General features: G+C 67.5%; 27 protein-coding genes and 2 tRNA genes. 11 read left to right on the forward strand and 18 right to left on the reverse strand.

What is annotated here, in order from left to right; translation table 11 throughout:
* Positions 1 to 6 precede the first annotated feature (6 nt).
* Both ACGHC0_RS18845 and ACGHC0_RS18850 read right to left on the reverse strand, forming a co-directional pair.
* A complete protein-coding gene (locus ACGHC0_RS18845) occupies positions 7 to 687 on the reverse strand; it encodes a lytic transglycosylase domain-containing protein (RefSeq protein ID WP_368352423.1) in 681 nt (226 codons plus the stop codon).
* Positions 684 to 2,429, reverse strand: coding sequence for a proline--tRNA ligase (locus ACGHC0_RS18850; RefSeq protein ID WP_368352424.1), 1,746 nt, complete (start codon positions 2,427 to 2,429; stop codon positions 684 to 686). Before ACGHC0_RS18850 ends, ACGHC0_RS18845 begins: the two co-directional genes overlap by 4 nt.
* 92 nt (positions 2,430 to 2,521) lie before the next feature.
* Between ACGHC0_RS18850 and ACGHC0_RS18855 the strand changes: the two genes are divergently transcribed.
* Positions 2,522 to 3,202 carry an RNA pyrophosphohydrolase gene (locus ACGHC0_RS18855; RefSeq protein WP_368352425.1) on the forward strand — a complete coding sequence of 227 codons (681 nt, stop codon included), beginning with the start codon at positions 2,522 to 2,524 and terminating at the stop codon, positions 3,200 to 3,202.
* 65 nt (positions 3,203 to 3,267) lie between these two features.
* On the opposite strand, the gene proB is transcribed toward ACGHC0_RS18855, so the two are convergent.
* The 4 genes from proB to rplU all read right to left on the reverse strand — a co-directional run bounded on the left by proB (position 3,268) and on the right by rplU (position 6,237).
* Positions 3,268 to 4,407 carry a glutamate 5-kinase gene (gene proB, locus ACGHC0_RS18860; protein WP_368352426.1) on the reverse strand — a complete coding sequence of 380 codons (1,140 nt, stop codon included), beginning with the start codon at positions 4,405 to 4,407 and terminating at the stop codon, positions 3,268 to 3,270.
* A gap of 78 nt (positions 4,408 to 4,485) precedes the next feature.
* Positions 4,486 to 5,559 (reverse strand): Obg family GTPase CgtA, encoded by a 1,074-nt coding sequence (gene cgtA / locus ACGHC0_RS18865; RefSeq protein WP_368352427.1) that lies wholly within the window; start codon positions 5,557 to 5,559, stop codon positions 4,486 to 4,488.
* 96 nt (positions 5,560 to 5,655) lie between these two features.
* On the reverse strand, positions 5,656 to 5,913 hold the full coding sequence (gene rpmA, locus ACGHC0_RS18870) for a 50S ribosomal protein L27 (RefSeq protein WP_011796716.1): 258 nt from the start codon (positions 5,911 to 5,913) through the stop codon (positions 5,656 to 5,658).
* A gap of 12 nt (positions 5,914 to 5,925) precedes the next feature.
* Positions 5,926 to 6,237: a 50S ribosomal protein L21 gene (gene rplU, locus ACGHC0_RS18875; RefSeq protein WP_011796717.1), complete on the reverse strand. Its 312-nt coding sequence runs from the start codon at positions 6,235 to 6,237 to the stop codon at positions 5,926 to 5,928.
* Positions 6,238 to 6,422: 185 nt separating this feature from the next.
* Here rplU and ACGHC0_RS18880 point away from each other — a divergent pair, with 185 nt between their 5' ends.
* From ACGHC0_RS18880 to ACGHC0_RS18915, 8 genes are all read left to right on the forward strand, one after another.
* Complete coding sequence (locus ACGHC0_RS18880) at positions 6,423 to 7,403, forward strand: polyprenyl synthetase family protein (RefSeq protein WP_368352428.1); 981 nt, start codon at positions 6,423 to 6,425, stop codon at positions 7,401 to 7,403.
* A gap of 29 nt (positions 7,404 to 7,432) precedes the next feature.
* A tRNA-Pro gene (locus ACGHC0_RS18885) sits at positions 7,433 to 7,509 on the forward strand.
* Positions 7,510 to 7,813: 304 nt separating this feature from the next.
* Entirely contained in the window at positions 7,814 to 9,550 is a 1,737-nt protein-coding gene (gene pilB / locus ACGHC0_RS18890; protein WP_368352429.1) for a type IV-A pilus assembly ATPase PilB, read from the forward strand.
* A 31-nt stretch (positions 9,551 to 9,581) separates the two neighbouring features.
* On the forward strand, positions 9,582 to 10,799 hold the full coding sequence (locus tag ACGHC0_RS18895) for a type II secretion system F family protein (protein WP_415266442.1): 1,218 nt from the start codon (positions 9,582 to 9,584) through the stop codon (positions 10,797 to 10,799).
* The gene (locus ACGHC0_RS18900; RefSeq protein WP_415266443.1) at positions 10,799 to 11,731 is read left to right on the forward strand and encodes a prepilin peptidase; all 933 of its coding nucleotides are present in this window, start codon (positions 10,799 to 10,801) and stop codon (positions 11,729 to 11,731) included. The genes ACGHC0_RS18895 and ACGHC0_RS18900 overlap by 1 nt, the downstream gene beginning before the upstream one ends.
* Positions 11,728 to 12,354, forward strand: coding sequence for a dephospho-CoA kinase (gene coaE, locus ACGHC0_RS18905; RefSeq protein ID WP_415266444.1), 627 nt, complete (start codon positions 11,728 to 11,730; stop codon positions 12,352 to 12,354). Before ACGHC0_RS18900 ends, coaE begins: the two co-directional genes overlap by 4 nt.
* A gap of 64 nt (positions 12,355 to 12,418) precedes the next feature.
* The gene (gene zapD, locus ACGHC0_RS18910; protein ID WP_368352433.1) at positions 12,419 to 13,174 is read left to right on the forward strand and encodes a cell division protein ZapD; all 756 of its coding nucleotides are present in this window, start codon (positions 12,419 to 12,421) and stop codon (positions 13,172 to 13,174) included.
* 26 nt (positions 13,175 to 13,200) lie between these two features.
* A complete protein-coding gene (locus tag ACGHC0_RS18915; protein WP_368352434.1) occupies positions 13,201 to 13,458 on the forward strand; it encodes a DNA gyrase inhibitor YacG in 258 nt (85 codons plus the stop codon).
* A 25-nt stretch (positions 13,459 to 13,483) separates the two neighbouring features.
* Here ACGHC0_RS18915 and ACGHC0_RS18920 read toward each other — a convergent pair whose 3' ends face one another.
* The 5 genes from ACGHC0_RS18920 to ACGHC0_RS18940 all read right to left on the reverse strand — a co-directional run bounded on the left by ACGHC0_RS18920 (position 13,484) and on the right by ACGHC0_RS18940 (position 20,019).
* Entirely contained in the window at positions 13,484 to 13,939 is a 456-nt protein-coding gene (locus ACGHC0_RS18920) for an NUDIX domain-containing protein (RefSeq protein ID WP_368352435.1), read from the reverse strand.
* Positions 13,932 to 14,804, reverse strand: coding sequence for an ATP-binding protein (locus ACGHC0_RS18925; protein WP_368352436.1), 873 nt, complete (start codon positions 14,802 to 14,804; stop codon positions 13,932 to 13,934). Before ACGHC0_RS18925 ends, ACGHC0_RS18920 begins: the two co-directional genes overlap by 8 nt.
* A 14-nt stretch (positions 14,805 to 14,818) precedes the next feature.
* Positions 14,819 to 16,048, reverse strand: coding sequence for a bifunctional glutamate N-acetyltransferase/amino-acid acetyltransferase ArgJ (gene argJ / locus ACGHC0_RS18930; RefSeq protein ID WP_415266445.1), 1,230 nt, complete (start codon positions 16,046 to 16,048; stop codon positions 14,819 to 14,821).
* An 82-nt stretch (positions 16,049 to 16,130) separates the two neighbouring features.
* Positions 16,131 to 18,899 (reverse strand): preprotein translocase subunit SecA, encoded by a 2,769-nt coding sequence (gene secA, locus ACGHC0_RS18935; RefSeq protein ID WP_368352438.1) that lies wholly within the window; start codon positions 18,897 to 18,899, stop codon positions 16,131 to 16,133.
* Positions 18,900 to 19,032: 133 nt separating this feature from the next.
* Positions 19,033 to 20,019 (reverse strand): M23 family metallopeptidase, encoded by a 987-nt coding sequence (locus tag ACGHC0_RS18940; RefSeq protein WP_415266446.1) that lies wholly within the window; start codon positions 20,017 to 20,019, stop codon positions 19,033 to 19,035.
* Positions 20,020 to 20,025: 6 nt separating this feature from the next.
* On the opposite strand from ACGHC0_RS18940, the gene ACGHC0_RS18945 reads away from it, so the two are divergent.
* The gene (locus ACGHC0_RS18945) at positions 20,026 to 20,325 is read left to right on the forward strand and encodes a hypothetical protein (protein ID WP_011796733.1); all 300 of its coding nucleotides are present in this window, start codon (positions 20,026 to 20,028) and stop codon (positions 20,323 to 20,325) included.
* Positions 20,326 to 20,374: 49 nt separating this feature from the next.
* On the opposite strand, the gene ACGHC0_RS18950 is transcribed toward ACGHC0_RS18945, so the two are convergent.
* From ACGHC0_RS18950 to petA, 6 genes are all read right to left on the reverse strand, one after another.
* Positions 20,375 to 20,450 (reverse strand) — tRNA-Thr (locus ACGHC0_RS18950).
* Positions 20,451 to 20,521: 71 nt separating this feature from the next.
* Complete coding sequence (locus tag ACGHC0_RS18955; RefSeq protein WP_415268437.1) at positions 20,522 to 21,052, reverse strand: ClpXP protease specificity-enhancing factor; 531 nt, start codon at positions 21,050 to 21,052, stop codon at positions 20,522 to 20,524.
* Between the two features lie 67 nt (positions 21,053 to 21,119).
* Complete coding sequence (locus tag ACGHC0_RS18960) at positions 21,120 to 21,731, reverse strand: glutathione S-transferase N-terminal domain-containing protein (RefSeq protein ID WP_011796735.1); 612 nt, start codon at positions 21,729 to 21,731, stop codon at positions 21,120 to 21,122.
* A 105-nt stretch (positions 21,732 to 21,836) separates the two neighbouring features.
* Positions 21,837 to 22,592, reverse strand: a complete 756-nt coding sequence (locus ACGHC0_RS18965) for a cytochrome c1 (RefSeq protein WP_013595990.1) — start codon at positions 22,590 to 22,592, stop codon at positions 21,837 to 21,839.
* A gap of 20 nt (positions 22,593 to 22,612) precedes the next feature.
* Complete coding sequence (locus ACGHC0_RS18970; protein WP_368352440.1) at positions 22,613 to 24,031, reverse strand: cytochrome b; 1,419 nt, start codon at positions 24,029 to 24,031, stop codon at positions 22,613 to 22,615.
* Between the two features lie 11 nt (positions 24,032 to 24,042).
* Positions 24,043 to 24,642 carry a ubiquinol-cytochrome c reductase iron-sulfur subunit gene (gene petA / locus ACGHC0_RS18975; protein WP_013595992.1) on the reverse strand — a complete coding sequence of 200 codons (600 nt, stop codon included), beginning with the start codon at positions 24,640 to 24,642 and terminating at the stop codon, positions 24,043 to 24,045.
* A 134-nt stretch (positions 24,643 to 24,776) separates the two neighbouring features.
* Here petA and mscL point away from each other — a divergent pair, with 134 nt between their 5' ends.
* Positions 24,777 to 25,208: a large conductance mechanosensitive channel protein MscL gene (gene mscL, locus ACGHC0_RS18980; protein WP_107178517.1), complete on the forward strand. Its 432-nt coding sequence runs from the start codon at positions 24,777 to 24,779 to the stop codon at positions 25,206 to 25,208.
* Here mscL and pdxA read toward each other — a convergent pair.
* Positions 25,198 to 26,277 carry a 4-hydroxythreonine-4-phosphate dehydrogenase PdxA gene (gene pdxA, locus ACGHC0_RS18985; protein WP_415266447.1) on the reverse strand — a complete coding sequence of 360 codons (1,080 nt, stop codon included), beginning with the start codon at positions 26,275 to 26,277 and terminating at the stop codon, positions 25,198 to 25,200. The genes mscL and pdxA overlap by 11 nt on opposite strands.
* Positions 26,278 to 26,295: the final 18 nt, after the last annotated feature.

Raw genomic sequence — 26,295 nt, forward strand, 5'->3', positions numbered from 1 at the left:
GCCCGCTCAGGCCGACCGGACGCGGTCCTCGAACAGCCAGTTGCGCTGCGCCGCGAACACCGCATCCGGGTACGGCGAACGCCCGCGGCTGCCGTTGTAGCGCCCGAGCGTCATGAACAGGTCGCCGCGCTCGCGGTCCAGGTAATGGCGCAGGATCACGCAGCCGAAGCGCAGGTTGGTCTGCATGTGGAACAGCTTGCTCGCATCGCCGTCGCCGATGACGCGCGTCCAGAACGGCATCACCTGCATGTAGCCGCGCGCGCCCACGCTGGAGACGGCGTACTTGCGGAACGCACTCTCCACCTGCACGAGACCGAGCACGAGCGAAACGTCGAGGCCCGCGCGCTTGGATTCGTACCACACGGTCTGCAGGAAGTCGCGGCGCACTTCCCAGTCCGGCTTGCGGCGCCGCAGGCGGTCGCTCATGGTGCCGAGCCAGCGCAGGTAGTGCAGCCGGGCTTCCGTGGTCGAAAAGTTCGGCTCAGGCGGCGCCTGGTTGGCGATCGCGGACGTGAGCGCGGTGCGCACCGAATCCATGAGCGGCTCTTCCAGCTGCCCGCCCGCGTGGGCGGTCACGGGCACGCCGAGCCACCCGGCCAGTCCTGAAGACGCACCGGCCAGCACGCACGCCCGCCGGGACAGGCCCCTGCCGGGCGTCCCGCCCCTCACCCCACCACCCCAGTTCATACCTTGATTCGATCCTTGATGAAGGCAAAGATATCGGCCGATGCCACCTTGGTCGCCGCCGCGTCCCGGCGGTGCTGGTACTCGACCTGGCCTTCCTTGAGGCCCCGGTCGGACAGCACCACGCGGTGCGGCACGCCGATGAGCTCCCAGTCGGCGAACATCGCGCCCGGGCGCTCGCCGCGGTCGTCCAGGATCACGTCCACGCCGGCCCCGAGCAGATCGGCATGCAGCTTCTCGGCCGCCGCGCGCACCTCGTCGCTGCGGTCCATGCCGATCGGGCACACCACCACCGTGAACGGCGCGATCGCGTCCGGCCAGATGATGCCACGCTCGTCGTGGTTCTGCTCGATGGCCGCCGCGGGCAGGCGGGTAATGCCGATGCCGTAGCAGCCCATCTCGAAGAAGGCCGGCTTGCCGTCCTCGCCGAGGAAGGTCGCGTTCATGGCACGGCTGTACTTGGTGCCCAGGTAGAACACGTGTCCCACCTCGATGCCGCGCTCGATCGCCAGCGCGCCCTTGCCATCCGGGGACGGATCGCCCGCCACGACGTTGCGCAGGTCGGCCACCACGTCCGGCTCGGGCAGGTCGCGGCCCCAGTTCACGCCGGTCATGTGGAAGTCCACCTCGTTGGCGCCGCAGATCCAGTCGGCCATGACCGCCACCTCGCGGTCCACCACGAGCTTCACGGGCTGGCGCAGGTTCAGCGGGCCCAGGTAGCCGGGCTTGCAGCCGAAGTGGTCCTCGATCTCGCCCACGGTGGCGAAGCGGAAGCCGGCGTCCAGGCCGGGCACCTTGCCCACCTTGATCTCGTTCATGTCGTGGTCGCCGCGCAGCAGCAGCAGCCAGACCTGGCTGCGGACGATCTCGCCGGATTCGTTCGTTGCATCGGTCGCCAGCACCAGCGATTTCACGGTCGCCTGCAGCGGCACGCCGAGCAGTTGCGCGACATCCGCGCAGGTGCTCTTGCCGGGCGTGGCGGTCCTGGCGAGCGCCTGCGACGCCGCGGGGCGCGCGCCCTGCGGCGGCAGCGCCTCGGCCTTTTCCATGTTGGCCGCGTAGTCGCTCTGCGGGCAATAGACGATCGCGTCCTCGCCCGTGGCGGCGATCACCTGGAACTCCTCGCTCAGGTCGCCGCCGATCGCTCCGCTGTCGGCGGCCACCGCGCGGTAGGTCAGGCCGAAGCGGTCGAAGATGCGGCGGTAGGCCTGCGCCATCACCTGGTAGCTGGCCTTGGCGGCGGCCTGGTCGCGGTCGAAGGAATAGGCGTCCTTCATGATGAACTCGCGGCCGCGCATCAGTCCGAAGCGCGGGCGGCGCTCGTCGCGGAACTTGGTCTGGATCTGGTAGAGGTTCTTGGGCAGCTGCTTGTAGCTGCGCAGCTCCTGGCGCGCGATGTCAGTGACCACTTCCTCGCTGGTCGGCTGCACGACGAAGTCGCGGCCGTGGCGGTCCCGGATGCGCAGCAGTTCGGGCCCCATCTTGTCGAAGCGGCCCGTCTCCTGCCAGAACTCCGCCGGCTGCACCACCGGCATCGTGACCTCGACGGCTCCGGCGCGGTTCATCTCCTCGCGCACGATGGCTTCCACTTTCCGGATCACGCGCAGGCCCATGGGCATGTAGTTGTAGATGCCGGCGCCCAGCTTCTTGATGAGCCCGGCGCGCGTCATGAGCTTGTGGCTCACCACCTCGGCGTCCGCCGGGGCTTCCTTGAGGGTGGAAACGAAAAATTGGGAAGCTTTCATTGCACGAGGGAATTCACCATCCGGGCCGGTACGCTTGCCGCGCACCAATGCCCGTGCATAATGGATACAGTTTTAAAAATTGGGGTTAGATTATGCTCGACCGGGACGGTTTTCGGCCCAACGTCGGCATCATCCTGCTCAACCAGAGGAACCAGGTGTTCTGGGGCAAGCGGATTCGCACCCACAGCTGGCAGTTCCCGCAGGGCGGCATCGATCGGGGGGAAACTCCCGAGCAGGCCATGTTCCGCGAACTGCACGAGGAGGTGGGGCTGCAGCCGTGCCACGTCCGCGTGGTGGCCCGCACAAGGGACTGGTTGCGCTACGAGGTGCCAGACCGGTACATCCGCCGTGACGCACGCGGCCACTACAAGGGCCAGAAGCAGATCTGGTTCCTGCTCCAGCTGGTCGGCCACGACTGGGATCTGAACCTCCGGGCAACCAACCACCCCGAGTTCGATGCCTGGCGCTGGAACGACTACTGGGTTCCACTGGATGTCGTCGTGGAGTTCAAGCGCGGCGTCTATGAAATGGCCCTGACCGAACTGGCGCGCTTCCTGCCCCGCAACGACCAGCGCAACCGGTACCTGCGCAGCGGCATGCGCCAGCGCGAAGGCGCTCCGGAGGTCTCGCTCGGCACCACGACGCAGCTGCGGACCAGTTCCCTGCTGGTCCACCCGGGCATGGAGCTGCCGCCAGGCGCCAGCTTCGACCCCGATCCCCGGACGGGGGACGGCGATCCGGGCATGCCCGGCATCCACAAGCCGGCCGGCTGACACGGCCGCACGCAAAAAAAGGGCGCTCCATGGAGCGCCCTTTTTGTTTTTGCGATGGAGCCGGTTCAGCCGCCGGACAGCACGAGGTTGTCCCGGTGCACCATTTCCGGCTCGGCGCTGTAGCCCAGCAGCCGCTCGAACTCCGAAGACGGCCGGCGGCACAGCAGCCGCGCCTCGGCGCTGGCGTAGTTCGCGAGCCCGCGGGCGATTTCCGCTCCCGCCGCGTCGCGTACGGCGATCACGTCGCCCCGGGAGAACTCGCCCTCCACCGCAACCATGCCGATCGGCAGCAGGCTCTTTCCCTCCTGCCGCAGCTTGGCCGCCGCGCCCACGTCCACTGTCACGGCACCGCGCAGCTGGAGGTGGTCCGCCATCCACTGCTTGCGGGCCTGCTTCTTGGCGGTCTGCGCCACCAGCAGGGTGCCGATGGCCTCGCCCTGCGTGAGCCGCAGCAGCACGTCCGGCTCGCGCCCCCAGGCGATCACCGTGGAAGCCCCCGAGCCGGCCGCGCGCTTGGCCGCGATGATCTTGGTGATCATGCCCCCGCGGCCGATGCTGGTGCCCACGCCGCCCGCCATCGCCTCCAGGGAAGGATCGCCGGCCGCCGCCTCGTGCACGAACTGCGCATGCGGGTCGCGCCGCGGGTCCGCCGTGTAGAGGCCCTTCTGGTCCGTCAGGATCACCAGCGCGTCGGCCTCCACGAGGTTCGCGACCAGCGCGCCCAGGGTGTCGTTGTCGCCGAACTTGATCTCGTCGGTGACCACCGTGTCGTTCTCGTTGATGACGGGCACCACGCCGAGCCGCAGCAGCGTGAGGAGCGTGGAGCGCGCGTTCAGGTAGCGCTCGCGGTCCGCGAGGTCCGCATGGGTCAGCAGCACCTGGGCGCTGCCCAGGCCCTGTTCGCGCAGCTTGGTCTCGTACATCTGCGCGAGCCCCATCTGGCCCACGGCGGCGGCCGCCTGGAGCTCATGGATCTCGCTCGGGCGCGTGGACCAGCCCAGGCGCTTCATGCCCTCGGCGATCGCGCCGCTGGACACCATGATGACCTCGCGCCGCGGGCCGCCGGATCCGTTCACCAGCGCGGCCATCTGCCGGCTCCATTCGGTGATGGCCGTCTCGTCCAGCCCCCGGCCCTCGTTCGTCACCAGGCTGGAGCCCACCTTGATCACGATGCGGCGCGCATCTCGCAATATGCTCGAAACCATGAATCCCCGTCTTTTTCCTAGCGCTGGCCGCCGCGGCGACCTCCACGCCGCCACCCACCAGGGATGGCGGCCCTGCCGTCAATCCGAAGCCGCGTCGCCCGCGAAACGCGGATCGACCACCTCCTGCACCTGCTCGGCCTGCTGCTGGGCGCGAACGTGCTGGTAGATCGCCTGGATCAGGGGCTCGCAGCCCTCGCGGGTGAGTGCCGAAATCTCGAACACCGGCCCCTTCCAGCGGAAGCGCTTCACGAAATCCTTGACGCGCGCAGCCCGCTCGTCGCCCGGGACCATGTCGAGCTTGTTGAGCACCAGCCACCGAGGCTTCTCGTAGAGTTCGGCGTCGTACTTGCGCAGTTCGCCGACGATCGCGGCGGCCTGTGCGACAGGGTCCACGCCCTCGTCGAACGGCGCCAGGTCCACCACGTGCAGCAGCAGCCGGGTGCGCTGCAGGTGGCGCAGGAACTGGTGCCCCAGCCCGGCGCCTTCCGACGCGCCTTCGATCAGCCCCGGGATGTCCGCGACCACGAAGCTCTGCTCGGGGCCGACGCGCACCACGCCCAGGTTGGGATGCAGCGTGGTGAAGGGATAGTCGGCGATCTTGGGCCGCGCGTTGGAAACGGCGGCGATGAAGGTGGACTTGCCCGCATTGGGCATGCCCAGCAGGCCCACGTCGGCCAGCACCTTGAGCTCGAGCTTGAGGTTGCGGCGCTCGCCCGGCCAGCCGGGCGTCTTCTGGCGCGGGGCGCGGTTGATCGCGCTCTTGAAGCGCATGTTGCCGAAACCGCCGTCGCCGCCCTTGGCGATGGTGATGATTTCGCCGGGCTTGAGCAGCTCGAACAGCACCTCGCCGGTGTCCGCGTCGGAGATGATCGTGCCCACCGGCATCTTGAGGGTGATGTCGTCCCCCGCCGCGCCGAACATGTCGGAGCCCATGCCGTGTTCGCCGCGCTTGGCCTCGTGCCGGCGGGAATAGCGGTAATCCACGAGCGTGTTCAGGCTCGGGTCGGCCACGGCGAACACGTGCCCGCCGCGCCCGCCATCCCCTCCGTTGGGTCCGCCGAATTCCTTGTACTTCTCGTGCCGGAACGATACACAGCCGTTGCCGCCATCCCCTGCGGCCACGTCAATAAAGGCTTCGTCGACGAACTTCATGAAGAGAGTTTACAAAAACGGGGATCGCGCCCCGGCGCTCAAAACGACGAAGCCCCGACAGGTCGGGGCTTCACTGCATGGTCAGGACGGAACCGCTCAGGCGGGCGTCACGCTGACCGTGTGCTTGGACATCGCACCCTTGGTGCCGAACGACACGTGGCCGTCCACCAGGGCGAACAGCGTGTGGTCCTTGCCCACGCCGACGTTCGTGCCGGGGTGGAACTTGGTGCCACGCTGGCGCACGATGATGGAGCCGGCGCTGATCAGCTCACCGCCGAATGCCTTCACGCCGAGCATCTTGGGCTTGGAATCGCGCCCGTTTCGCGTAGAGCCGCCGCCTTTTTTCTGTGCCATGGTGTCTGCTCCTTAAGCGGCGATCGCACCGATTTGCAGTTCGGTGAACTGCTGGCGATGGCCTTGGCGTTTCTGGTAGTGCTTGCGACGGCGCATCTTGAAGATGCGGACCTTGTCGTGCTTGCCGTGGGCGACGACCGTGGCCGTGACCGTTGCGCCGGACACCAGGGGCGTGCCGACCTTGAGTTCAGCGCCGTTGCCGACTGCCAGAACCTGGTCGATCACGATTTCCTGGCCTACGTCCGCAGCAATCTGTTCTACTTTGATTTTTTCGCCGGAAGCAACGCGATACTGCTTGCCGCCGGTTTTTATGACCGCGTACATGTAAACCTCTTGAGAAGTGATGATTCCGCAAAAACGCTTTTACGGAACCACGCACTATAGCATGAGGCACCCGTTGCTGTATAGGGGTGTGACGATGGGCCGCGCCGCTGGCGCCGGCACGCTTGCTCCGGGCGCTGCATGGCCGTTCCTATAATGACCCTTTCACCTCGCAGACCGCCCTCGCCTTGTCCGCCCAGCCCCATACCTCGGCCATCCTTGCACTGATTGCAGACGACATGCATGAGGTGGACAAGGTCATCGGCCTCCGACTGCAGTCCTCCGTCCCCCTCATCGGCGAGATTGCCCGCTACATCATCTCCGCCGGCGGCAAGCGGCTGCGCCCCGCGCTCCTGCTGATGATGTCCGGCGCGCTGGGCTACCAGGGGGACCAGCGGTTCAACCTGGCGGCGGTGATCGAATTCATCCACACCGCCACGCTGCTGCACGACGACGTGGTGGACGAATCCACGATGCGGCGCGGGCGCCCCACCGCGAACGAGAATTTCGGCAATCCCGCGAGCGTGCTGGTCGGCGACTTCCTGCACTCGCGGGCCTTCCAGATGATGGTGGACGCGGACGACATGCGCGTCATGCAGATCCTGTCGGAAGCGACCAACATCATCGCGGAGGGCGAAGTCCAGCAGCTCATGAACACCCATGACGCGACGCTCGACGAACAGGGCTACCTGGAAGTCATCCGCTCCAAGACCGCCAAGCTGTTCGAGGCCAGCGCACGCCTCGCGGCCGTGCTGGCCCGCGCCCCCGCAGCCATCGAAGAGGCCTGCGCCGAATACGGCAAGGCCCTTGGCACGGCCTTCCAGGTGATCGACGACGTCCTGGACTACGACGGCAACAGTGCCGAAATGGGCAAGAACCTCGGCGACGACCTGCGCGAGGGCAAGGTCACCCTGCCCCTGATCATCGCGATGCAGCGCGGCGACGCGGCCCAGCGCCAGCTGATCGAGACGGCGATCCAGCAGGGATCGCTCGACGAGCTGCCCGCCATCCTGGCGATCGTGAAGGCCACCGGCGCCCTGGAGGCCACGCGCGCGGCCGCCGCCGCCCAGGCACAAGAAGCCATTCGCGCACTATCCGCACTTCCTTCCAATAAGTACACCGAAGGTTTGCTACAATTGGCGTCTCAGCTATTAGACAGGCGCGTTTGAACAGGCGCTGCAGGTCTTGAAAACACATACGGGGTGTAGCTTAGCCTGGTAGAGCGCTACGTTCGGGACGTAGAGGCCGGAGGTTCGAATCCTCTCACCCCGACCAGATTCACTGCAGCAGCAGGAATCCACGAAAGCCGCGGCAACGCGGCTTTGTCGTTTCTGCCGGGCAGCGCGCACAGGCGCCAGTGACGCGAAAGCACGACACTCCCGCGCGTGCAGCCCGCAGGGCGAAAAAAGCGTGGAACGCCCACTGCCGGGGCATTTTCCTGGAAGCCCTGCGCAATGGTTGCGCAGCGGTTGCGCAACATGCCGCAAGCCATCCCGATTGCCGGCCATGCCATGCACGGAGCTTTGCGGTTGCGATGATAGGATGGTTCACTTTCCAACCTATCGACTCCCCTGGTTACATGGCTGACGCCGATTACGCCCTCAAGGATGCTTCCAGTATCGCCCTGCCCGGCCTGGGGCGGGCATTGATCTCGGCCGGGCAACTGAGCCAGAAGGTGGCGGAGGACATCTACCGGAAGTCCCAGGTCAACCGGAGCAGTTTCATCGCGGAGCTGACCGGATCGGGTTCGGTTTCCCCGATCAACCTGGCGCATACCGTGTCTTCGGTGTTCGGCGCCCCCCTGCTCGACATCGAGGCCATCGATCCGCTGCGCCTGCCGCGCGACGTGCTGGATCCGAAGATCTGCCAGGCGTACCGGGTCATCGTGCTGAGCAAGCGCAACAACCGGCTCATCGTCGCGACGGCGGACCCGACCGACCAGGAGGCGGCGGAGAAGATCAAGTTCACCACGCAGATGGGCGTGGACTGGATCATCGCCGAGTACGACAAGCTGGTGCGGCTGGTCGATGCGACCACCAAGTCCACGACCGAGACCATGGAAAGCATGGTCTCCGGGGGCGATTTCGAGTTCGACGACCTGCCGTCGCAGGAGAGTACCGAAGCCCAGGACACGGCCGCGACGGAGGTCGAAGACGCCCCCATCGTCAAGTTCCTGCACAAGATGCTGCTGGACGCGTTCAACATGCGCGCGTCCGACCTGCACTTCGAGCCGTACGAGCACCAGTACCGGGTCCGCTTCCGCATCGACGGCGAGCTGCGCGAGATCGCGTCGCCGCCCATCGCGATCAAGGAGAAGCTGGCCTCGCGCATCAAGGTGATCTCCCGCCTCGACATCTCGGAAAAGCGCGTGCCCCAGGACGGGCGCATGAAGCTCAAGGTGGGGCCGGACCGGGTGATCGACTTCCGCGTGAGCACGCTGCCCACGCTGTTCGGCGAGAAGATCGTGATCCGTATCCTCGACCCCAGCAGCGCCAAGCTGGGCATCGATGCGCTCGGCTACGAGCCCGAGGAGAAGGAGCGCCTGCTCCATGCCATCGGCCGGCCCTACGGCATGATCCTGGTGACGGGGCCGACGGGCTCGGGCAAGACGGTGTCTCTATACACCTGCCTGAACCTGCTGAACAAGCCGGGGGTCAACATCGCGACGGCGGAAGACCCGTCGGAAATCAACCTGCCCGGCGTCAACCAGGTCAACGTGAACGAAAAGGCCGGGCTGACCTTCGCCACGGCGCTCAAGTCGTTCCTGCGCCAGGATCCCGACATCATCATGGTGGGGGAAATCCGCGACCTGGAAACCGCGGACATCTCGATCAAGGCGGCCCAGACGGGCCACCTGGTGCTGTCCACGCTGCACACCAACGATGCTCCCACGACGCTGACGCGGATGCGGAACATGGGCATCGCGCCCTTCAACATCGCGTCGAGCGTGATCCTGATCACGGCGCAGCGCCTGGCCCGCCGGCTGTGCCCTGCGTGCAAGGCGCCCGCGGACATCCCCCACGAGACGCTGCTCGAGGCGGGCTACAAGGAAGAGGACATCGACGGCTCCTGGGTGACCTATCGCCCGGTGGGCTGCCCGGCCTGCAACAACGGCTACAAGGGCCGCGTCGGCATCTACCAGGTCATGCCCATCTCGGAAGAGATCCAGCGCATCATCCTGCGCGACGGCAGCGCGCTGGAGATCGCGGAGCAGGCGAAGGCCGAAGGCGTGCGCTCGCTGCGCGAATCCGGACTCCACAAGGCGCGGCTCGGGCTGACCTCGCTCGAAGAGGTGCTGGCCGTGACGAACGAATAACAACGCTGCAATCCATCTTCAAGGGGCCCGCATGGCAACCGCTGCATCGAGGGACATCAAGGATTTCGTTTTCGAGTGGGAAGGCAAGGACCGCCACGGCAAGGTCGTGCGCGGCGAGGTCCGGGCCCTGGGCGAGAACCAGGTCCAGGCGACGCTGCGGCGCCAGGGGGTGCTGCCCACCAAGATCAAGAAGCGCCGCATGCGCGGCGGCAAGAAGATCAAGCCCAAGGACATCGCGCTCTTCACGCGGCAGATGGCCACGATGATGAAGGCCGGGGTGCCCCTGCTGCAGGCCTTCGACATCGTGGGACGCGGCAATACCAACGCGTCGGTCACCAAGCTGCTCAACGACATCCGCGCCGATGTGGAAACCGGTACGTCGCTGAACGCGGCCTTCCGCAAGTACCCGATGTACTTCGACAGCCTGTACTGCAACCTGGTGGAAGCCGGGGAGGCGGCGGGTATCCTAGAAGCGCTGCTCGACCGGCTCGCGCTCTACATGGAGAAGACCGAGGCCATCAAGTCGAAGATCCGCTCGGCGCTGATGTATCCGACGGCCGTGATCATCGTGGCTTTCGTCGTGGTCACCGTCATCATGATCTTCGTGATCCCTGCGTTCAAGGAGGTGTTCACCTCCTTCGGCGCGGACCTGCCGGCGCCGACCCTGTTCGTGATGGGCGTCAGCGAGATCTTCGTGAAGTGGTGGTGGCTGATCTTCGGCGTGCTGGGCGGCGGTGCCTTCTTCTTCATGCAGGCGTGGCGGCGCAACGAGAAGATGCAGATGTTCATGGACCGGCTGCTGCTGCGTCTTCCGGTCTTCGGCGCCCTGATCGACAAGTCCTGCGTGGCACGCTGGACCCGCACCCTCTCCACGATGTTCGCGGCGGGCGTTCCGCTGGTCGAGGCGCTGGACTCGGTGGGTGGTGCCTCGGGCAATTCGGTCTATGCCATGGCGACCGAGAGGATCCAGCAGGAAGTCTCCACCGGCACCAGCCTGACGGCCGCGATGGGCAACGCGAACGTGTTCCCCTCGATGGTGATCCAGATGTGCGCCATCGGCGAGGAGTCGGGCTCGATCGACCACATGCTGGGCAAGGCGGCCGACTTCTACGAGGAAGAGGTCGATGAAATGGTCGCGGGACTGTCGAGCCTCATGGAGCCGATCATCATCGTGTTCCTGGGGACCATCATCGGCGGCATCGTGGTGTCGATGTACCTGCCCATCTTCAAGCTGGGACAGGTGGTCTGATGGGGTTCGAACCCTGGCTGCAGGCCGCGCTGTTCGGCCTCGTCGGCCTGCTGATCGGCAGCTTCCTCAACGTCGTCATCCACCGCCTTCCGCGCATGATGGAGGCCGACTGGGCCGCCGAGTGCGAGGAATACCTGCGCTCGCAGCCGGGTGCCGCCACGGCTGCGGCCACGGCCACTGCGAAATCGGAAGCGGAACCCTTCAACCTCGTGACGCCGCGCTCGCGGTGCCCGGCCTGCGGCCACGCGGTGCGGTGGCACGAGAACATTCCGGTGCTGAGCTACCTCTGGCTGGGCGGTAAATGCTCGGCCTGCAAGACCCGCATCAGCCCGCGCTACCCGGCCGTCGAGCTCGCGACCGGGCTGCTTTTCTGGTTCTGCGCACGCCACTGGGGCGCGACACCCACGGCGGCGGCCTGGTGCGCCTTTTCTGCTGCGCTGGTCACGCTGGCCTGCATCGACTGGGATACCACCCTGCTGCCGGACGACATCACGCTGCCGCTGCTGTGGGGCGGGCTGCTGGCTTCGGCCTTCCAGTGGACCTCGGTGCCGCTCTTCGCGTCGGTGGCCGGGGCGGCCGCGGGTTACCTCTCGCTCTGGACGGTGTACTGGGCATACAAGCTGATCAGGCACAAGGAGGGTATGGGCTTCGGCGACTTCAAGCTGTTCGCGGCCCTGGGCGCCTGGTTCGGCTGGCAGGCCCTGGTGCCGATCATCCTGATGTCGTCGGTCATCGGGGCGCTGATCGGTGTCGGCATGAAGTTCACCCGGGGCCTGAGGGAAGGGGGCTACATTCCCTTCGGGCCGTTCCTCGCCGGCGCCGGGCTCGCGGCCATGCTGTTCGGCCCCGACCGCATACTGAACACTATGCTGTCGGTCGTGGAAAGTCTTCTGGGGGCATTGTTCAGCGCCATGAGAGCCCTGGGCCTGTGACGAGTACGCCCCCCCGCACTACCCCGTTGCGGCTGGGCCTGACGGGCGGCATCGGCAGCGGCAAGACGACCGTCGGCCAGTGGCTGCAGGAGTTCGGGGCCGCGCTGGTGGATGCGGACCGGATCGCCCGTTCGGCGACGGCTGCCGGCGGCCTTGCCATTCCCGCCATCCGCAGTGCCTTCGGCGACGGCATGATCGATGCCGGAGGTGCCATGGACCGGGCCCGCATGCGGGAACTGGCCTTCCGGGACGCCGGGGCGCGGCAGCGGCTGGAGGCGATCGTCCATCCGCTGGTGGCCCAGGCCATCCATGCGGAGGCGGAGCGGGCCGCGGCAGGCGGCGCCAGGGTGGTGGTGTTCGACATTCCGCTGCTGGCCGAGTCGCCGCGCTGGCCACCGCAACTCGACCGCGTCCTGGTGGTGGACTGTTCCGAGGCCACCCAGGTGGCGCGCGTGCAGGCCCGCAGCGGGCTGGCCCCGGACACCGTGCGGGCCATCATCGCCTCGCAGGCGCCGCGGGCCGCACGCCGCGCCGTCGCGGACATGGTGCTCCACAACGATCGAATACCTTTGGATACCCTGCGGGCGGAGGTCCGGCGAATCGCCGATGGCTTCGGGCTATGATGCGGGCGATATGGGACGCGCGATGCTGGCGGCGCCCGCCGTGCGCCCCCAGGAACCCTGCAGCGTGATTCTTTACGAATACCCCTTCAACGAACGCCTCAGAACCTACCTGCGGCTGGAGCAGCTCTTCCGGCGCCTGGGCGAGCTGATCCCCCGCCCGCACCCGCTGGACCACCACTTCGCGCTCGTGACCCTGTTCGAGATCATGGACGTGGCGGCCCGGGCCGACCTGAAGTCCGACGTGCTCAAGGACCTGGAGAAGCAGCGCCACCAGCTCGACGGCTACCGGGGCAACCCCTCGATCTCGGAGGCCGTGCTCGACGGCGTCATCGCCCAGCTCGACCATTGCTTCTCGACCCTGAACGCACAGACCGGCAAGGCCGGCCAGGCCCTGACCGAGAACGAATGGCTGATGAGCATCCGCAGCCGCGTGGGCATCCCCGGCGGCACCTGCGGCTTCGACCTGCCCGCCTATTACGCCTGGCAGCACCACTCGCCCGAGAAGCGCCAGCACGACCTCGAGGGTTGGGCGAGCCATCTCGCGCCGCTGGCGGAATCGCTCTACGTGCTGCTCAAGCTGCTGCGCGATTCGGGCATGCCGCAGAAGGTGGCGGCCGACCACGGGCAGTTCCAGCAGACCCTGCCCCAGGGGCGCACCTTCCAGCTGCTGCGGCTGCGGATCGATCCCGCCTGGAACATGGTGCCGGAAATCAGCGGCAACCGGCTCATCGTATCCGTGCGGCTCATGCGGCAGGACACCGACGGCAAGCTGCAGCCCGTGCAGGAAGACGCAGCCTTCGAACTCACGCTCTGCGCCTGACGGGCAGCCCGCACGAGAGTTTGCCCATGACTTCGCGCCACGACGACGACTCCCGCCGGGCGGACACGCCGGCCCCGGCCTCCCGCCAGCTCTGGGTGGACTGCCCCACCTGTGGCGGCAGGAGCCTGTATGCACCCGAAAACCGGTTCCGCCCGTTCTGCAGCGAGCGCTGCCGGCAGATCGACCTGGGCGCCTGGGCGGCGGAGGATTTCCGCATGGCGGCCGATGCACCGCCCGACGAGGACGCCTTCGGCGACCACCAGCAGCGTCCGCCGGAACACTGAAGGCGCCCATCCCGCCCTGCCCCGGCTATGCCTTGGGCAGCAGGTCCGGGTCGAACGGCAGGCCGCGCTCTTCCGCCAGCCACTGCAGCACCGGATAGGCGCCGGGCAGCACCGGCGACACGTCCAGCGGCCAATGCTGCCAGGCCATGGACTGGCCCTCGCGCATCTCGAACTCGCCCGTCCATGCATGCACCTTGCACCAGTGCAGGCGCACCAGCGCATGGGGGTAGTCGTGCTCGGTGACTTTCCAGACGGACGCCGGGCCGATGGTGACGCCCAGCTCCTCGATGAGCTCGCGCCGCAGGGCCTGCTCGACGGTCTCGCCGGCCTCCAGCTTGCCGCCGGGGAACTCCCAGTAGCCCGCATAGGGTTTGCCGGGCGGCCGCGTGGACAGCAGCATGGCGCCATCGGGACGGAACAGGATGCCGACGGCCACCTCGGTGTGGGCGCGCTGGGCGCCGGATGCGCCGGACTCAGCCATCGGCACGCCCCGCGAAGTCCCGCGCGAACTGGTAGGCCACCCGGCCGCTGCGCGAGCCGCGCTCCAGCGCCCAGACCAGCGCGGCAGGGCGGGCCGCCGCGATGGCCGCGGCCGGCACGCCGAGCGCGGACAGCCACTGCGCGACGATGGCGAGGTATTCGTCCTGGCTGAAGGGGTAGAAGCTCACCCAGAGGCCGAAGCGCTCGGACAGGGAGATCTTCTCTTCCACCACCTCGCCCGGGTGCACCTCGCCGTCCGCGGTATGCGTGTAACTGAGGTTTTCCTTCATGTATTCCGGCAACAGGTGCCGGCGGTTGCTGGTCGCATAGACCAGCACGTTGGGCGCCGAGGCGGCCACGGAGCCGTCCAGGATGGACTTCAGCGCCTTGTAGCCGGACTCGCCCTCCTCGAAGCTCAGGTCGTCGCAGTAGATGATGAATTTCTCGGGACGGCCGGCCACCACCTCGACGATGTCGGGCAGGTCGGTGAGGTCGGACTTGTCCACTTCGATGAGGCGCAGCCCCTGGCCGGAATAGGCCTGCAGGCAGGCCTTGATGAGGGAGGACTTGCCGGTGCCGCGCGCGCCCGTGAGCAGCACGTTGTTGGCCGGGCGGCCTTCGACGAACTGCCGGGTGTTGCGATCGATCTTTTCCTTCTGCGCGTCGATTTCCTTCAGGTCTTCCAGCGCGATGCCCGCGACATGCCGCACGGGCTCCAGGGCGCCGTGCCCGCCGCCGCGGCGGCGGTAGCGCCAGGCCACGGAGGCGTTCCAGTCGGGTGCGGAAAGCGGCCGCGGCAGCACCGACTCGATGCGGTCGATGAGCTGCTCGGCGCGCTGCAGGAGGTGGTCGAAGCGATCGTTCATGGGATGAACAGGGTTCAGGAGCGGTAGTCGGCGTTGATGGTCACGTAGTCGTGGCTCAGGTCGCAGGTCCAGACGGTGTCAACGGCATCGCCGCGGCCGAGCCCCACGCGCACGGTGATCTCGCTCTGCTTCATCACGCGCTGGCCGTCCTCTTCGCGGTACTGGGGATGGCGGCCGCCCTGCACCGCCACGTGCACGTCGTCGAGGTGGAGATCGATGCGGGTCTGGTCGAGATCATCGATGCCGGCGTAGCCGACGGCGGCCAGGATGCGGCCCAGGTTCGGGTCGCTGGCGAAGAAGGCGGTCTTCACGAGCGGGGAATGCGCGATGGCGTAGGCGACCTTGCGGCACTCCTCGGCGGTGCGGCCGCCCTCCACGCGGATGGCGATGAACTTGGTGGCGCCCTCGCCGTCGCGAACGATGGCCTGGGCGAGCTTCTGCGCGACCTCGCGCAGCGCGGCGCGCAGGGCCCGGCCTTCGGCGCTGTCCAGCGAACCGACCACCGGATTGCCCGCCCGGTGCGTGGCCATCAGCACGAACGAATCGTTGGTGGAGGTGTCGCCGTCGATGGTGATGCGGTTGAACGATGCGTCGGCCAGTTCGCGCACCAGCGGCTGCACGAGCTCGGGGGCGATGCTGGCATCGGTGGCGAGGAAGCCCAGCATGGTGGCCATGTTGGGGCGGATCATGCCCGCGCCCTTGGAGATGCCGGTCACCGTGACGGTGGCGCCGCCGACCTGCACCTGGGTGCTGAAGGCCTTGGGCAGCGTATCGGTGGTCATGATGCCTTCCGCGGCACGCGCCCAGTGCGCGGGCTGCGCATCGGCGATCGCGGCGGGCAGGCCCGCGACGATGCGGTCCACGGGCAGCGGCTCCATGATGACGCCGGTGGAGAACGGCAGCACCTGGGCGGCCTGCACGCCCAGCTGGCCGGCGAGCGCATCGCAGGTGGCGCGGGCGCGCGCCAGGCCGTCGGCACCCGTGCCGGCATTGGCATTGCCCGTGTTGACCACGATGGCGCGCACGGAGCCGCCCTGCGCGAGGTGCTCGCGGCAGACCTGGACCGGTGCGGCGCAGAAGCGGTTCTGCGTGAAGACGCCGGCCACGGTGGCGCCCTCGTCGAGCAGGAACACGGTCACGTCCTTGCGTCCCGCCTTGCGGACGCCGGCTTCGGTGACGCCGATGCGGACACCGGCGACCGGGTGCAGGTCGGCGGCAACGGGAGCGGAAAGGTTCACGGGCATGCGGAATTCCTCGGAAAGCAGCAAAAGGGCGAAGGGAGATGTGGCGGCCCCTGAAGCGAGAGCGAAAAGGGTCAGCGCGGCATCATGCCAGCTTGCCGTGGCACTGCTTGTACTTCTTGCCGCTGCCGCACGGGCAGGGGTCGTTGCGGCCGATGCGCACGCCTTCGGGCAGGTTCAGGCCGTCGCCGCCGGCCGCGGCCGTGCGCGGATCGGGCAGGGTCTCGGGCTCGCCGGTCTCGGTGGGCGCCGTGTAGGTCACGTTGGCGATCTGCTCGGCACGGCTTTCCAGGGCCTCGGCGGCCTCGTCGAGCTCCGAGGGAGACTGCACCTGCACGGTCAGCAGGATGCGGGTGACCTCGTTCTTGACCTGGTCGATCAGCTGGCGGAACAGCTCGAACGCTTCGCGCTTGTATTCCTGCTTGGGCTGCTTCTGCGCATAGCCGCGCAGGTGGATGCCCTGGCGCAGGTAGTCGAGCGCGGAGAGGTGGTCGCGCCAGTTGGAATCGAAGCTCTGCAGCAGCACGGCCCGCTGGAACTGGTGGAAGTTTTCCGCGCCCACCATGTCCACCTTGGCCTGGAACGCGGCATTGCCCGCGGCGAGGACCTTCTCGAGGATCTCTTCGTCGGTGATCGCCTGGGCGCTCTCGACTTCCTGCCGCAGGGGCAGACGGATCTGCCATTCGTCCGCGAGGACCTTCTCCAGGCCGGCGAGGTCCCACTGCTCTTCCACGGACTCCTCGGGCACGTACTGGCGCACGATGTCGGTCAGGCAGGACTCGCGCATGCCGGCGATCACGCCGGACAGGTCGGCCGCGTCGAGGATCTCGTTGCGCTGCTGGTAGATGACCTTGCGCTGGTCGTTGGCGACGTCGTCGTATTCGAGCAGCTGCTTGCGGACGTCGAAGTTGCGGGCCTCGACCTTGCGCTGCGCGGATTCGATGCTGCGCGTGACGATGCCGGCCTCGATGGCCTCGCCGTCGGGCATCTTGAGGCGCTCCATGATGGCCCGCACGCGGTCACCCGCGAAGATGCGCATGAGCGAGTCGTCCAGGCTCAGGTAGAAGCGCGAGGAGCCGGGATCGCCCTGGCGGCCGGAGCGGCCGCGCAGCTGGTTGTCGATGCGGCGGGACTCGTGGCGCTCGGTGGCGATGATGCGCAGGCCGCCCAGCGCCTTGACCTTCTCGTTGTCGGCAGCCCACTGCTCGCGCAGCGCGGCGATGCGGGCCTGCTTCGTGGCCTCGTCGAGGGACTCGTCCTCCTCGATGGCGGCTACTTCTTTCTCGATGTTGCCGCCGAGCACGATGTCGGTGCCGCGGCCGGCCATGTTGGTGGCGATGGTGATCATGCCCGCCCGGCCGGCCTGGGCCACGATGTCGGCCTCCCGGGCATGCTGCTTGGCGTTGAGCACCTGGTGGGGCAGGCCGGCCTTGTTCAGCAGGTCGTCGATGATCTCCGAGTTCTCGATGGACGTGGTGCCCACCAGCACGGGCTGGCCCCGCTCATGGCACTCGCGGATGTCCTGGATGGCGGCGTCGTACTTCTCGCGCGTGGTCTTGTACACCCGGTCGAGCTGGTCGTCGCGCTTGCTGGGGCGGTTGGGCGGGATCACCACGGTCTCGAGGCCGTAGATCTCCTGGAATTCGTAGGCCTCGGTGTCGGCCGTGCCGGTCATGCCCGAGAGCTTGTTGTAGAGGCGGAAGTAGTTCTGGAAGGTGATGGAGGCCAGCGTCTGGTTCTCGGCCTGGATCTCCACGCCTTCCTTGGCTTCCACGGCCTGGTGCAGGCCCTCGCTCCAGCGGCGGCCGGACATGAGGCGGCCCGTGAACTCGTCCACGATGACGATCTCGCCGTTCTGCACGACGTAGTGCTGGTCGCGGTGGTAGAGGTGGTTGGCCCGCAGCGCTGCATACAGGTGGTGCATGAGCGTGATGTTGGACGGGTCGTAGAGCGACGCGCCCTCGGGGATCAGGCCCTGCGCGGCGAGCACGCGCTCGGCCGTCTCGTGGCCCTGCTCGGTGAGGAATACCTGGTGGGACTTCTCGTCGATGGTGAAGTCGCCGGGCTTGGTCACGCCCTCGCCCGTGCGCGGATCGGCCTCGCCCTCCTGGCGCACCAGCAGCGGCACGACCTTGTTCATGGCGATGTACATCGCCGTGTGGTCTTCCGCCTGGCCGCTGATGATCAGCGGGGTGCGCGCCTCGTCGATGAGGATGGAGTCCACCTCGTCCACGATGGCGAAGTTGAGGGCGCGCTGCACGCGGTCTTGCGCCTCGTACACCATGTTGTCGCGCAGGTAGTCGAAGCCGTATTCGTTGTTCGTGCCGTAGGTGATGTCGGCGGCGTAGGCAGCCTGCTTCTCCTCGCGCGGCATCTGCGGCAGGTTGATGCCCACGGCGAGGCCGAGGAAGTTGTAGAGGCGGCCCATCCAGCGGGCATCGCGGCTGGCGAGGTAGTCGTTCACGGTCACCACGTGGACGCCCTTGCCGCTGAGCGCGTTCAAATACACCGGCAGCGTCGCGGTCAGGGTCTTGCCCTCGCCGGTGCGCATTTCGGAGATCTTGCCGTAGTGCAGCGCCATGCCCCCCAGCAGCTGCACGTCGAAGTGGCGCATCTTCATCACGCGCTTGGAGGCCTCGCGCACGACGGCGAAGGCTTCGGGCAGGAGGTCGTCGAGCGATTCGCCCCTGGCGACGCGGCCCTGGAACTCCCCCGTCTTGGCGCGCAGGGCATCGTCGCTCAGCTTCTCGTACTCCGGCTCCATCGCATTGATGCGTGCCACCGTCTTGCGGTATTGCTTGAGGAGCCGGTCATTGCGGCTGCCGAATAGTTTGGTGAGGAAGTTGGAGGCCATGCGAACAGGACCGCGGCCCGCGTGCGCGGGCGGCGCGACCCGAATCCCTAGTGATGAAGTGGGTTCAGATGGGGGCCGCTACCACTGCTTGCAAGTTCTGCAACCAGGGGCAGCGATTCCGGAGCGGGGGATTTTACCTGCGAGGCGCAGCGGCCTTCGCCGCCACCTGCGTGCCGGGTGCGGCACCGGCCGCGCCGGCATGCAGGAATTTCTGCGGGTCCTGCGGCACGCCCTGCACGAGCACCTCGAAATGCAGGTGCGGGCCGGTGGAGCGGCCGGTGGTGCCGACCTCTGCGATCTTCTGGCCGCGCCGCACGAGGTCGCCGCGCTTGACGAAGGTACGGGAGGCGTGGGCGTAGCGGGTGACCAGCTGGTTGCCGTGGTCGATCTCCACCGTGTTGCCGTAGGCCGGGTGGAATTCCTGGGCCACGACCACGCCGCCGGCCGCGGCCAGGATGGGCGTGCCGGTGTCCGCCTGGAAGTCCAGCCCCGTGTGCAGGGCCGACTGGCCGGTGAAGGGGTCGATGCGCCAGCCGAAGGCCGAGCCGGCGGCCTTGCCGAGCACGGGCTCCTGCGTGGGCACCATGTTCTTGCGGATGTGCTGGTCGAACAGGCGCGACTCGACCACGGTGAGCAGGTCCACCCGGCGGTCGGTGAGTTCGGCGAGCGCGTCGAGGGTGCGCTGCAGTTCTTCCATCTCCATCGGCCGGCTGGAGACCAGCGCCCCGCCCTGCCCCGGCGGCCGGGAGAATTCCGCGGGCGACATGCCCGCCAGGCCGGAGACGCGCTCGCCGAGGGATTCCAGCTGCAGCATGCGCGCCTGCATCTCGCCGACCTTGCGGGCCATGGCGTCCAGGTTGGCCCGCATGAAGCGGTCGCGCTCGGCGGCTTCATCCCGCGTGGCCAGCCGCACCAGGGTGCCGACCACCGGCCAGCCCTCCCGGGCGCCCTTGAGGAACACCCAGTGGTAGAGCAGTGCCGCCATGAGCATCACCGCCACCGACAGCAGCAGCCCGAATGCGGCCAGGCGCAGGCCCGAGAGGTGGATGGCGCGGCTGCGCGCCAGCCAGGCGTCCGTGATAATCAACTGCACTTCGTTTCTCCGCGCCGCGCGGCGCATTGCCCCATGAACCGCCGTCACCACGCCGTCACGCTGCAGCAGGCCACCGAGGATTCCCCCACGCTGGCACGGCTGGCAAGTCTGACGCGCGACTCGAGCGAGCGGCTGCGGGCCGTCGAGTTGCTGATTCCCGCCACCCTGCGGCCAGCCATCCAGGCGGGGCCGATCGAGGGCGCGACCTGGTGCCTGCTGGTCCGCAACAATGCGGCGGCGGCGAAGGTGCGGCAGCTGCTGCCTGCACTGCAGGCGCATCTGCGCAGCCGGGGGTGGGAGGTTAACGCCATTCGCCTGAAAATCCAAACCTGAAGGCCGGCTTGCGGGTGGCCGGCGGCTGGAAGGCGAACGGTGGGAAAGATGGTGCCGATTGTCGGGATCGAACTGACGACCTACCGCTTACAAGGCGGTTGCTCTACCAACTGAGCTAAATCGGCGAAACGCGCATTCTAGCGCGCATGCCGGTCCCGGGCGGGAACGGCGGCTTGCCGGCCAGGGCCGGCCCGCATCACTTCACCCGCTTGAGCGACGGGCGGCCGCCACCGGCAGGGGCCGGGCCGCGCGGCGGCTCGTCCGCCGGGCCCGCGCCACCGTCGGTGGGCACCAACTGCACCACGCGGTCTTCATCGGCGGACGGCTCCGGCACGGTGCCTTCCGGCGCCGCGCCGGCATCCAGCAGCCCCGCGGGCAGGCCGCCCGCGCCGGGTGCCAGCATGTCCACCGGCGGCGGAAAGGCCATGCCCTGTCCGTTCTCGCGCGCATAGATCGCGATCACCCGGCCCACGGGGACCATGATGTCGCGCGGCTTGCCGCCGAAGCGGGCCTTGAACTCGATGAAATCGTTGCCCAGCTGCAGGGCGCTCGTGGCGTCGTAGCTGATGTTGAGCACGATCTCGCCGTCCTTCACGTACTCGCGGGGCACCTGGACGGAGTCGTCCACGCGCACCGCGATGTAGGGCGTGAAGCCGTTGTCGGTACACCACTCGTACAGGGCCCGTATCAGGTAGGGGCGCGTGGAAGTGGAGTCCTGGGCATTCATCATGTCGGCGTCTGGCAAAAAGGCTTCTGGAAAGCGGGATGCGGCGCGCGGGTGCGGCCGCGCCGCATTACTTGCGCATGACCTTCTCGGAAGGCGTGAGCGCCTCGATGTAGGCGGGGCGCGAGAAGATGCGCTCGGCGTACTTCAGCAGCGGGGCGGCGTTCTTGGACAGCTCGATGCCGTAGTAGTCGAGGCGCCAGAGCAGCGGGGCGATCGCCACGTCGAGCATGGAGAAGTTCTCGCCCAGCATGTACTTGTTCTTGAGGAACACCGGGGCGAGCTGCGTGAGGCGGTCGCGGATGTGCGAGCGGGCCTTTTCCAGCGCCTTCTCGTTGCCCTTGGTGGCGCGCGACTCGAGCACGTTCACGTGGACGAAGAGTTCCTTCTCGAAGTTGAGCAGGAAAAGGCGCACGCGGGCGCGGTCCACCGGGTCGCCGGGCATCAGCTGGGGATGCGGGAAGCGCTCGTCGATGTACTCGTTGATGATGTTGGACTCATACAGGATGAGGTCGCGCTCGACCAGGATGGGCACCTGGCCATAGGGGTTCATCACGCTGATGTCTTCGGGCTTGTTGTACAGGTCCACATCGCGGATCTCGAAATCCATGCCTTTTTCGAATAGCACGAAGCGGCAGCGATGGGAGAAGGGACAGGTCGTACCCGAATAAAGCACCATCATGGTGGGAAGCTCCTAAAAATCAAAAAGAGTGGGCGCTCGCGCGTCCACTCCGGAAAGCGAAATGCGCCGCACGAGGCGGCGCGATGCTGCAGGCGGCGGCCGAGCTTACTTGACGTCCTTCCAGAACGCCGCGTTGAGCCGCCAGGCGATCACCGTGAAGACGCCGAGGAAGATCAGCACCCACACCCCGACGCGAACCCGCGTATTTTGCGCCGGCTCGCCCATCCACTGCAGGTAGTTGACGAGATCACCCACGGCCTCGTCGTACTGGAGGGGCGACATCGTACCCGGAGTCAGCTGCTCCCACCCCTTGAAGACCTGGGTTTTGTGTCCGTGGCTCTCGTGTTCCTCGAAGACCGGGCGGCGGTCGCCCTGCAGTTGCCACAGTGCGTGGGGCATGCCGACGCTGGGGAATGCGAGGTTGTTCCAGCCCGTGGCCTTGGTGTCGTCGCGGTAGAACGTGCGCAGGAAAGTGTAGAGGTAGTCCGCCCCGGTGCCGTTGTGGCCGGCGCGCGAGCGGGCGATCACGGTGAGGTCGGGCGGGTTGGCGCCGAACCAGTCCTTGGCCTGCCGCGGATCGATGGTGGCCTTCATGGTCTCGCCCACCTTGTCGGTGGTGAAGAGCAGGTTGTCCTTGATCTGCTGGTCGGTCAGGCCGATGTCCTTCAGGCGGTTGTAGCGCATGAAGGCGGCCGAGTGGCAGCTCAGGCAGTAGTTGACGAAGATCTTGGCGCCGTTCTGCAGCGAGGCCGTGTCGTTCGTGCGCACCGGGGCCTTGTCCCAGGCGATGCCGCCTTCCGCGGCGTGCGCGCCCAGGGCGAACCCGAGCGAGGCGATCAGCGTGAGGATGATTTTTTTCATGGTCGTCGTTCCGGCCCGCGTCAGTGCGCGGCGAAGGTCACGCGGTCGGGCACCGGCTTGGGCTCGCCGAGGCGGCTCCACCACGGCATGAGCAGGAAGAAGCCGAAGTAGAACAGCGTTCCCACCTGCGAGACACGCTCGCCGATCGGGGACGGCGGCTGCACGCCCAGGTAGGCCAGCACCACGAAGTTGATCACGAAGATGCCGTAGAGGTACTTGTGCCAGCCGGGACGGTAGCGGATGGAGCGGGCCGGGCTGTGGTCGAGCCAGGGCAGGAAGAAGAGGATGATGACGGCGCCGCCCATCACCACCACGCCCCAGAACTTGGCGTCGATGGAGAGCATGAGCGCCACGGCAGCCACGGCCACGACCGCGATGGCGGCCTTGACGAAGCCGGGCAGCCGCCCCTTGACCACGCCGAAGCCGGCCGCCAGCACGACGCAGGCGATGAGGGCATACATCATCTCGCTGGTGATGGCGCGCAGCATCGAGTAGAACGGCGTGAAGTACCAGACGGGCGCGATGTGCGCGGGGGTCTTGAGCGGATCGGCCGGGATGAAGTTGTTGTACTCCAGGAAGTAGCCGCCGAACTCGGGGGCGAAGAACACCACCGCCGAGAAGATGAACAGGAACACGCTCACGCCGAAGATGTCGTGCACGGTGTAGTACGGGTGGAACGGGATGCCGTCCAGCGGATGGCCGTGCTCGTCCTTCGGGGCGTTGGGGCCCTTGATCTCGATGCCGTCGGGGTTGTTGGAGCCCACGTCGTGCAGCGCCAGCAGGTGGGCGACCACCAGGCCCAGCAGCACGAGCGGCACGGCGATCACGTGGAAGCTGAAGAAGCGGTTGAGCGTGGCGTCGCCGACGACGTAGTCGCCGCGGATCAGCAGGGCGAGGTCGGGGCCGACGAACGGAATGGCCGCGAACAGGTTCACGATCACCTGGGCGCCCCAGTAGGACATCTGGCCCCAGGGCAGCAGGTAGCCCATGAAGGCCTCGGCCATGAGCGCGAGGAAGATCGCGCAGCCGAAGATCCAGACCAGCTCGCGCGGCTTGCGGTAGGAGCCGTAGAGCAGGCCCCGGAACATGTGCAGGTACACCACGACGAAGAACGCAGAGGCGCCCGTGGAGTGCATGTAGCGGATCAGCCAGCCCCAGGGCACGTCGCGCATGATGTACTCGACGGACTCGAACGCCTTGGCGGCGTCGGGCTTGTAGTGCATCACCAGGAAGATGCCGGTGACGATCTGGATCACCAGCACCAGCAGCGCGAGCGAGCCGAAGATGTACCAGAAGTTGAAGTTCTTCGGAGCGTAGTACTCCGACATGTGCACGCGGTAGGCGTCGAAGGCCGTGGGAAAGCGGTTCTCGAGCCAGTTCGTGACCTTGGCGCCCGTGGAGGCGTTGGGGGAGATGTCCTTGAATTCGCGGTAAGCCATGTGCGTCTCCCTCAGGCCTTCTTGTCTTCACCGATCAGGAGCCTGGTCTCCGACAGGTACATGTGGGGAGGCACCTCGAGGTTGTCCGGCGCGGGCTTGTTCTTGAAGACGCGCCCGGCCATGTCGAAAGTGGAGCCGTGGCAGGGGCAGAGGAAGCCGCCCTTCCAGTCGTCGGGCAGCGAGGGTTGGGCGCCGGGCGTGAACTTGTCGCTCGGCGAGCAGCCGAGGTGCGTGCAGATGCCCACGGCCACGAGGATCTCGGGCTTGATGGAGCGGTTCTCGTTGCGCGCGTATTCGGGGGTGAGCTCCGAGGGCTTGCGCTCGGACTTGGGATCGGCGAGCTGGGGATCGAGCCCCGGCAGCGCGGCCAGTTGCTCGGGCGAGCGCTTGATGATCCAGACCGGCTTGCCGCGCCACTCCACGGTGATCTTCTCGCCGGTCTTGAGGCCGGCGATGTCCACCTCCACCGCGGCCCCGGCGGCCTTGGCTTTCTCGGACGGCTGGAAAGTGCTCACGAACGGCACGGCCGTCGCCACGCCGCCCACCGCACCAGCACAGCCCGACGCTATGAGCCACGTCCGCTTGCTGGAGTCGATTGGGGTTTCACTCATGGGGGTCCTCAATAGGTCGTCGCTGGGGAGCAATCACAAATTGTAGCGGCGCAAGTAAGGTTAATTCCAGGGGTTATCACCCCTCCGGCTCGGCAATACTGCAAGGGTTTTCAGCTATATCAAGGAGAAGCGAAATGGGTATTGCAAAGGAGTTCCGGGAGTTCGCGGTGAAGGGAAATGTGATAGATCTCGCCGTGGGCGTGATCATCGGCGGCGCCTTCGGGAAGATCGTGGACTCGCTGGTGAACGATGTCATCATGCCCATCGTCGGGCTGGTATTCGGGAAGCTGGATTTCTCGAATCTCTTTCTCGTGCTCGGCAGTGTGCCGCCCGGCACACCGGCCACGCTGGACGCCCTGCGCAAGGCGGGCGTCCCGGTGCTCGCCTACGGCAGTTTCATTACGGTCGCGGTGAATTTCCTGATTCTCGCATTCATCATTTTCATGATGGTCAAGCAAATCAACCGGCTCAAGCGCGAGGCGCCGCCCGCGCCTGCCGCCGCCCCGGTCCCGCCGCCGGAAGACGTCCTGCTGCTGCGCGAGATCCGCGACAGCCTCAGGCGCTGAGCGGGAACGCGTCCACCGGGGCCGCCAGCCGCCGCGCCATGCGCACGGCCTCGACGAGGCTCGAGGCGTCGGCGATGCCCTGCCCCGCGATGTCGAAGGCCGTGCCGTGGTCCGGGCTGGTGCGCACCAGCGGCAGCCCGAGCGTGACGTTCACGCCCTTGTCCACGCCCAGGTACTTGACGGGAATCAGGCCCTGGTCGTGGTACATGGCCAGCACCACGTCGAATTCGCCCGCACGCTGCGGCGTGCTGCGCGCGCGCATGAAGACCGTGTCGGGCGCGAAGGGGCCGTGCGCGGCGATGCCATGCGCGCGTGCCGCGGCGATGGCCGGGGCGATGGCCTCGATCTCCTCGCGGCCGAAGAGCCCGCCCTCGCCCGCGTGCGGGTTGAGGCCCGCCACGCCAATGCGCGGGTCGCGGCCCAGGCTGCGGCGCAGCGCCGCGTGCGTGATCTCCAGCGTGCGCAGCACGTTGCCCTGCGTGACCGCCGCGATGGCATCGCGCAGGGACACGTGGATGCTGACCAGCACGGTGCGCAGTTCGTCGCTGGCGAGCATCATGCGCACGGGCATGTCGGAGACCGGCACGCCGGCATGGCGCGCGGCCTCGGCCTGCAGCAGTTCGGTGTGGCCGGGATGGTGGACGCCGGCGGCGTGCAGCGCCTCCTTGTGCAGCGGGGCGGTGACCAGGCCCGCGATCTCGCCGCGCAGCGCGGCACGGGCGGCCCAGGTGACGCAATCCGCCGCCGCCCGTCCGGCCCCGGCATGCACGGCGCCGAACGGCACCGGCCCGGGCAGGCCCGGCAGGGGCAGCACCGGCAGGCAGCGCACCGGCGCGGACAGCGCCTCTGCGGGCGACTCCAGCACCGCCAGCGGCAGGGACGGCTCGCCCGGCCGGGCGATGCAGCGCACGGCGCGGCGCAGCGTCTCCACCTCGCCCACCACGAAGCAGCCCCGCATCGCACCGGGCACGTCGCGGAAGGCCTTGGCGACGATCTCCGGGCCGATGCCGGCCGGGTCGCCCTGGGTGATCGCCAGCAAGGGGAGTCCTTCTGCTGCAGCGCGGTCCATGTCCGTCCTCCTTCGCGC

The organism is Acidovorax sacchari (assembly GCF_042847045.1).
Classification (GTDB): Bacteria; Pseudomonadota; Gammaproteobacteria; order Burkholderiales; family Burkholderiaceae_C; genus Paracidovorax; species Paracidovorax sacchari.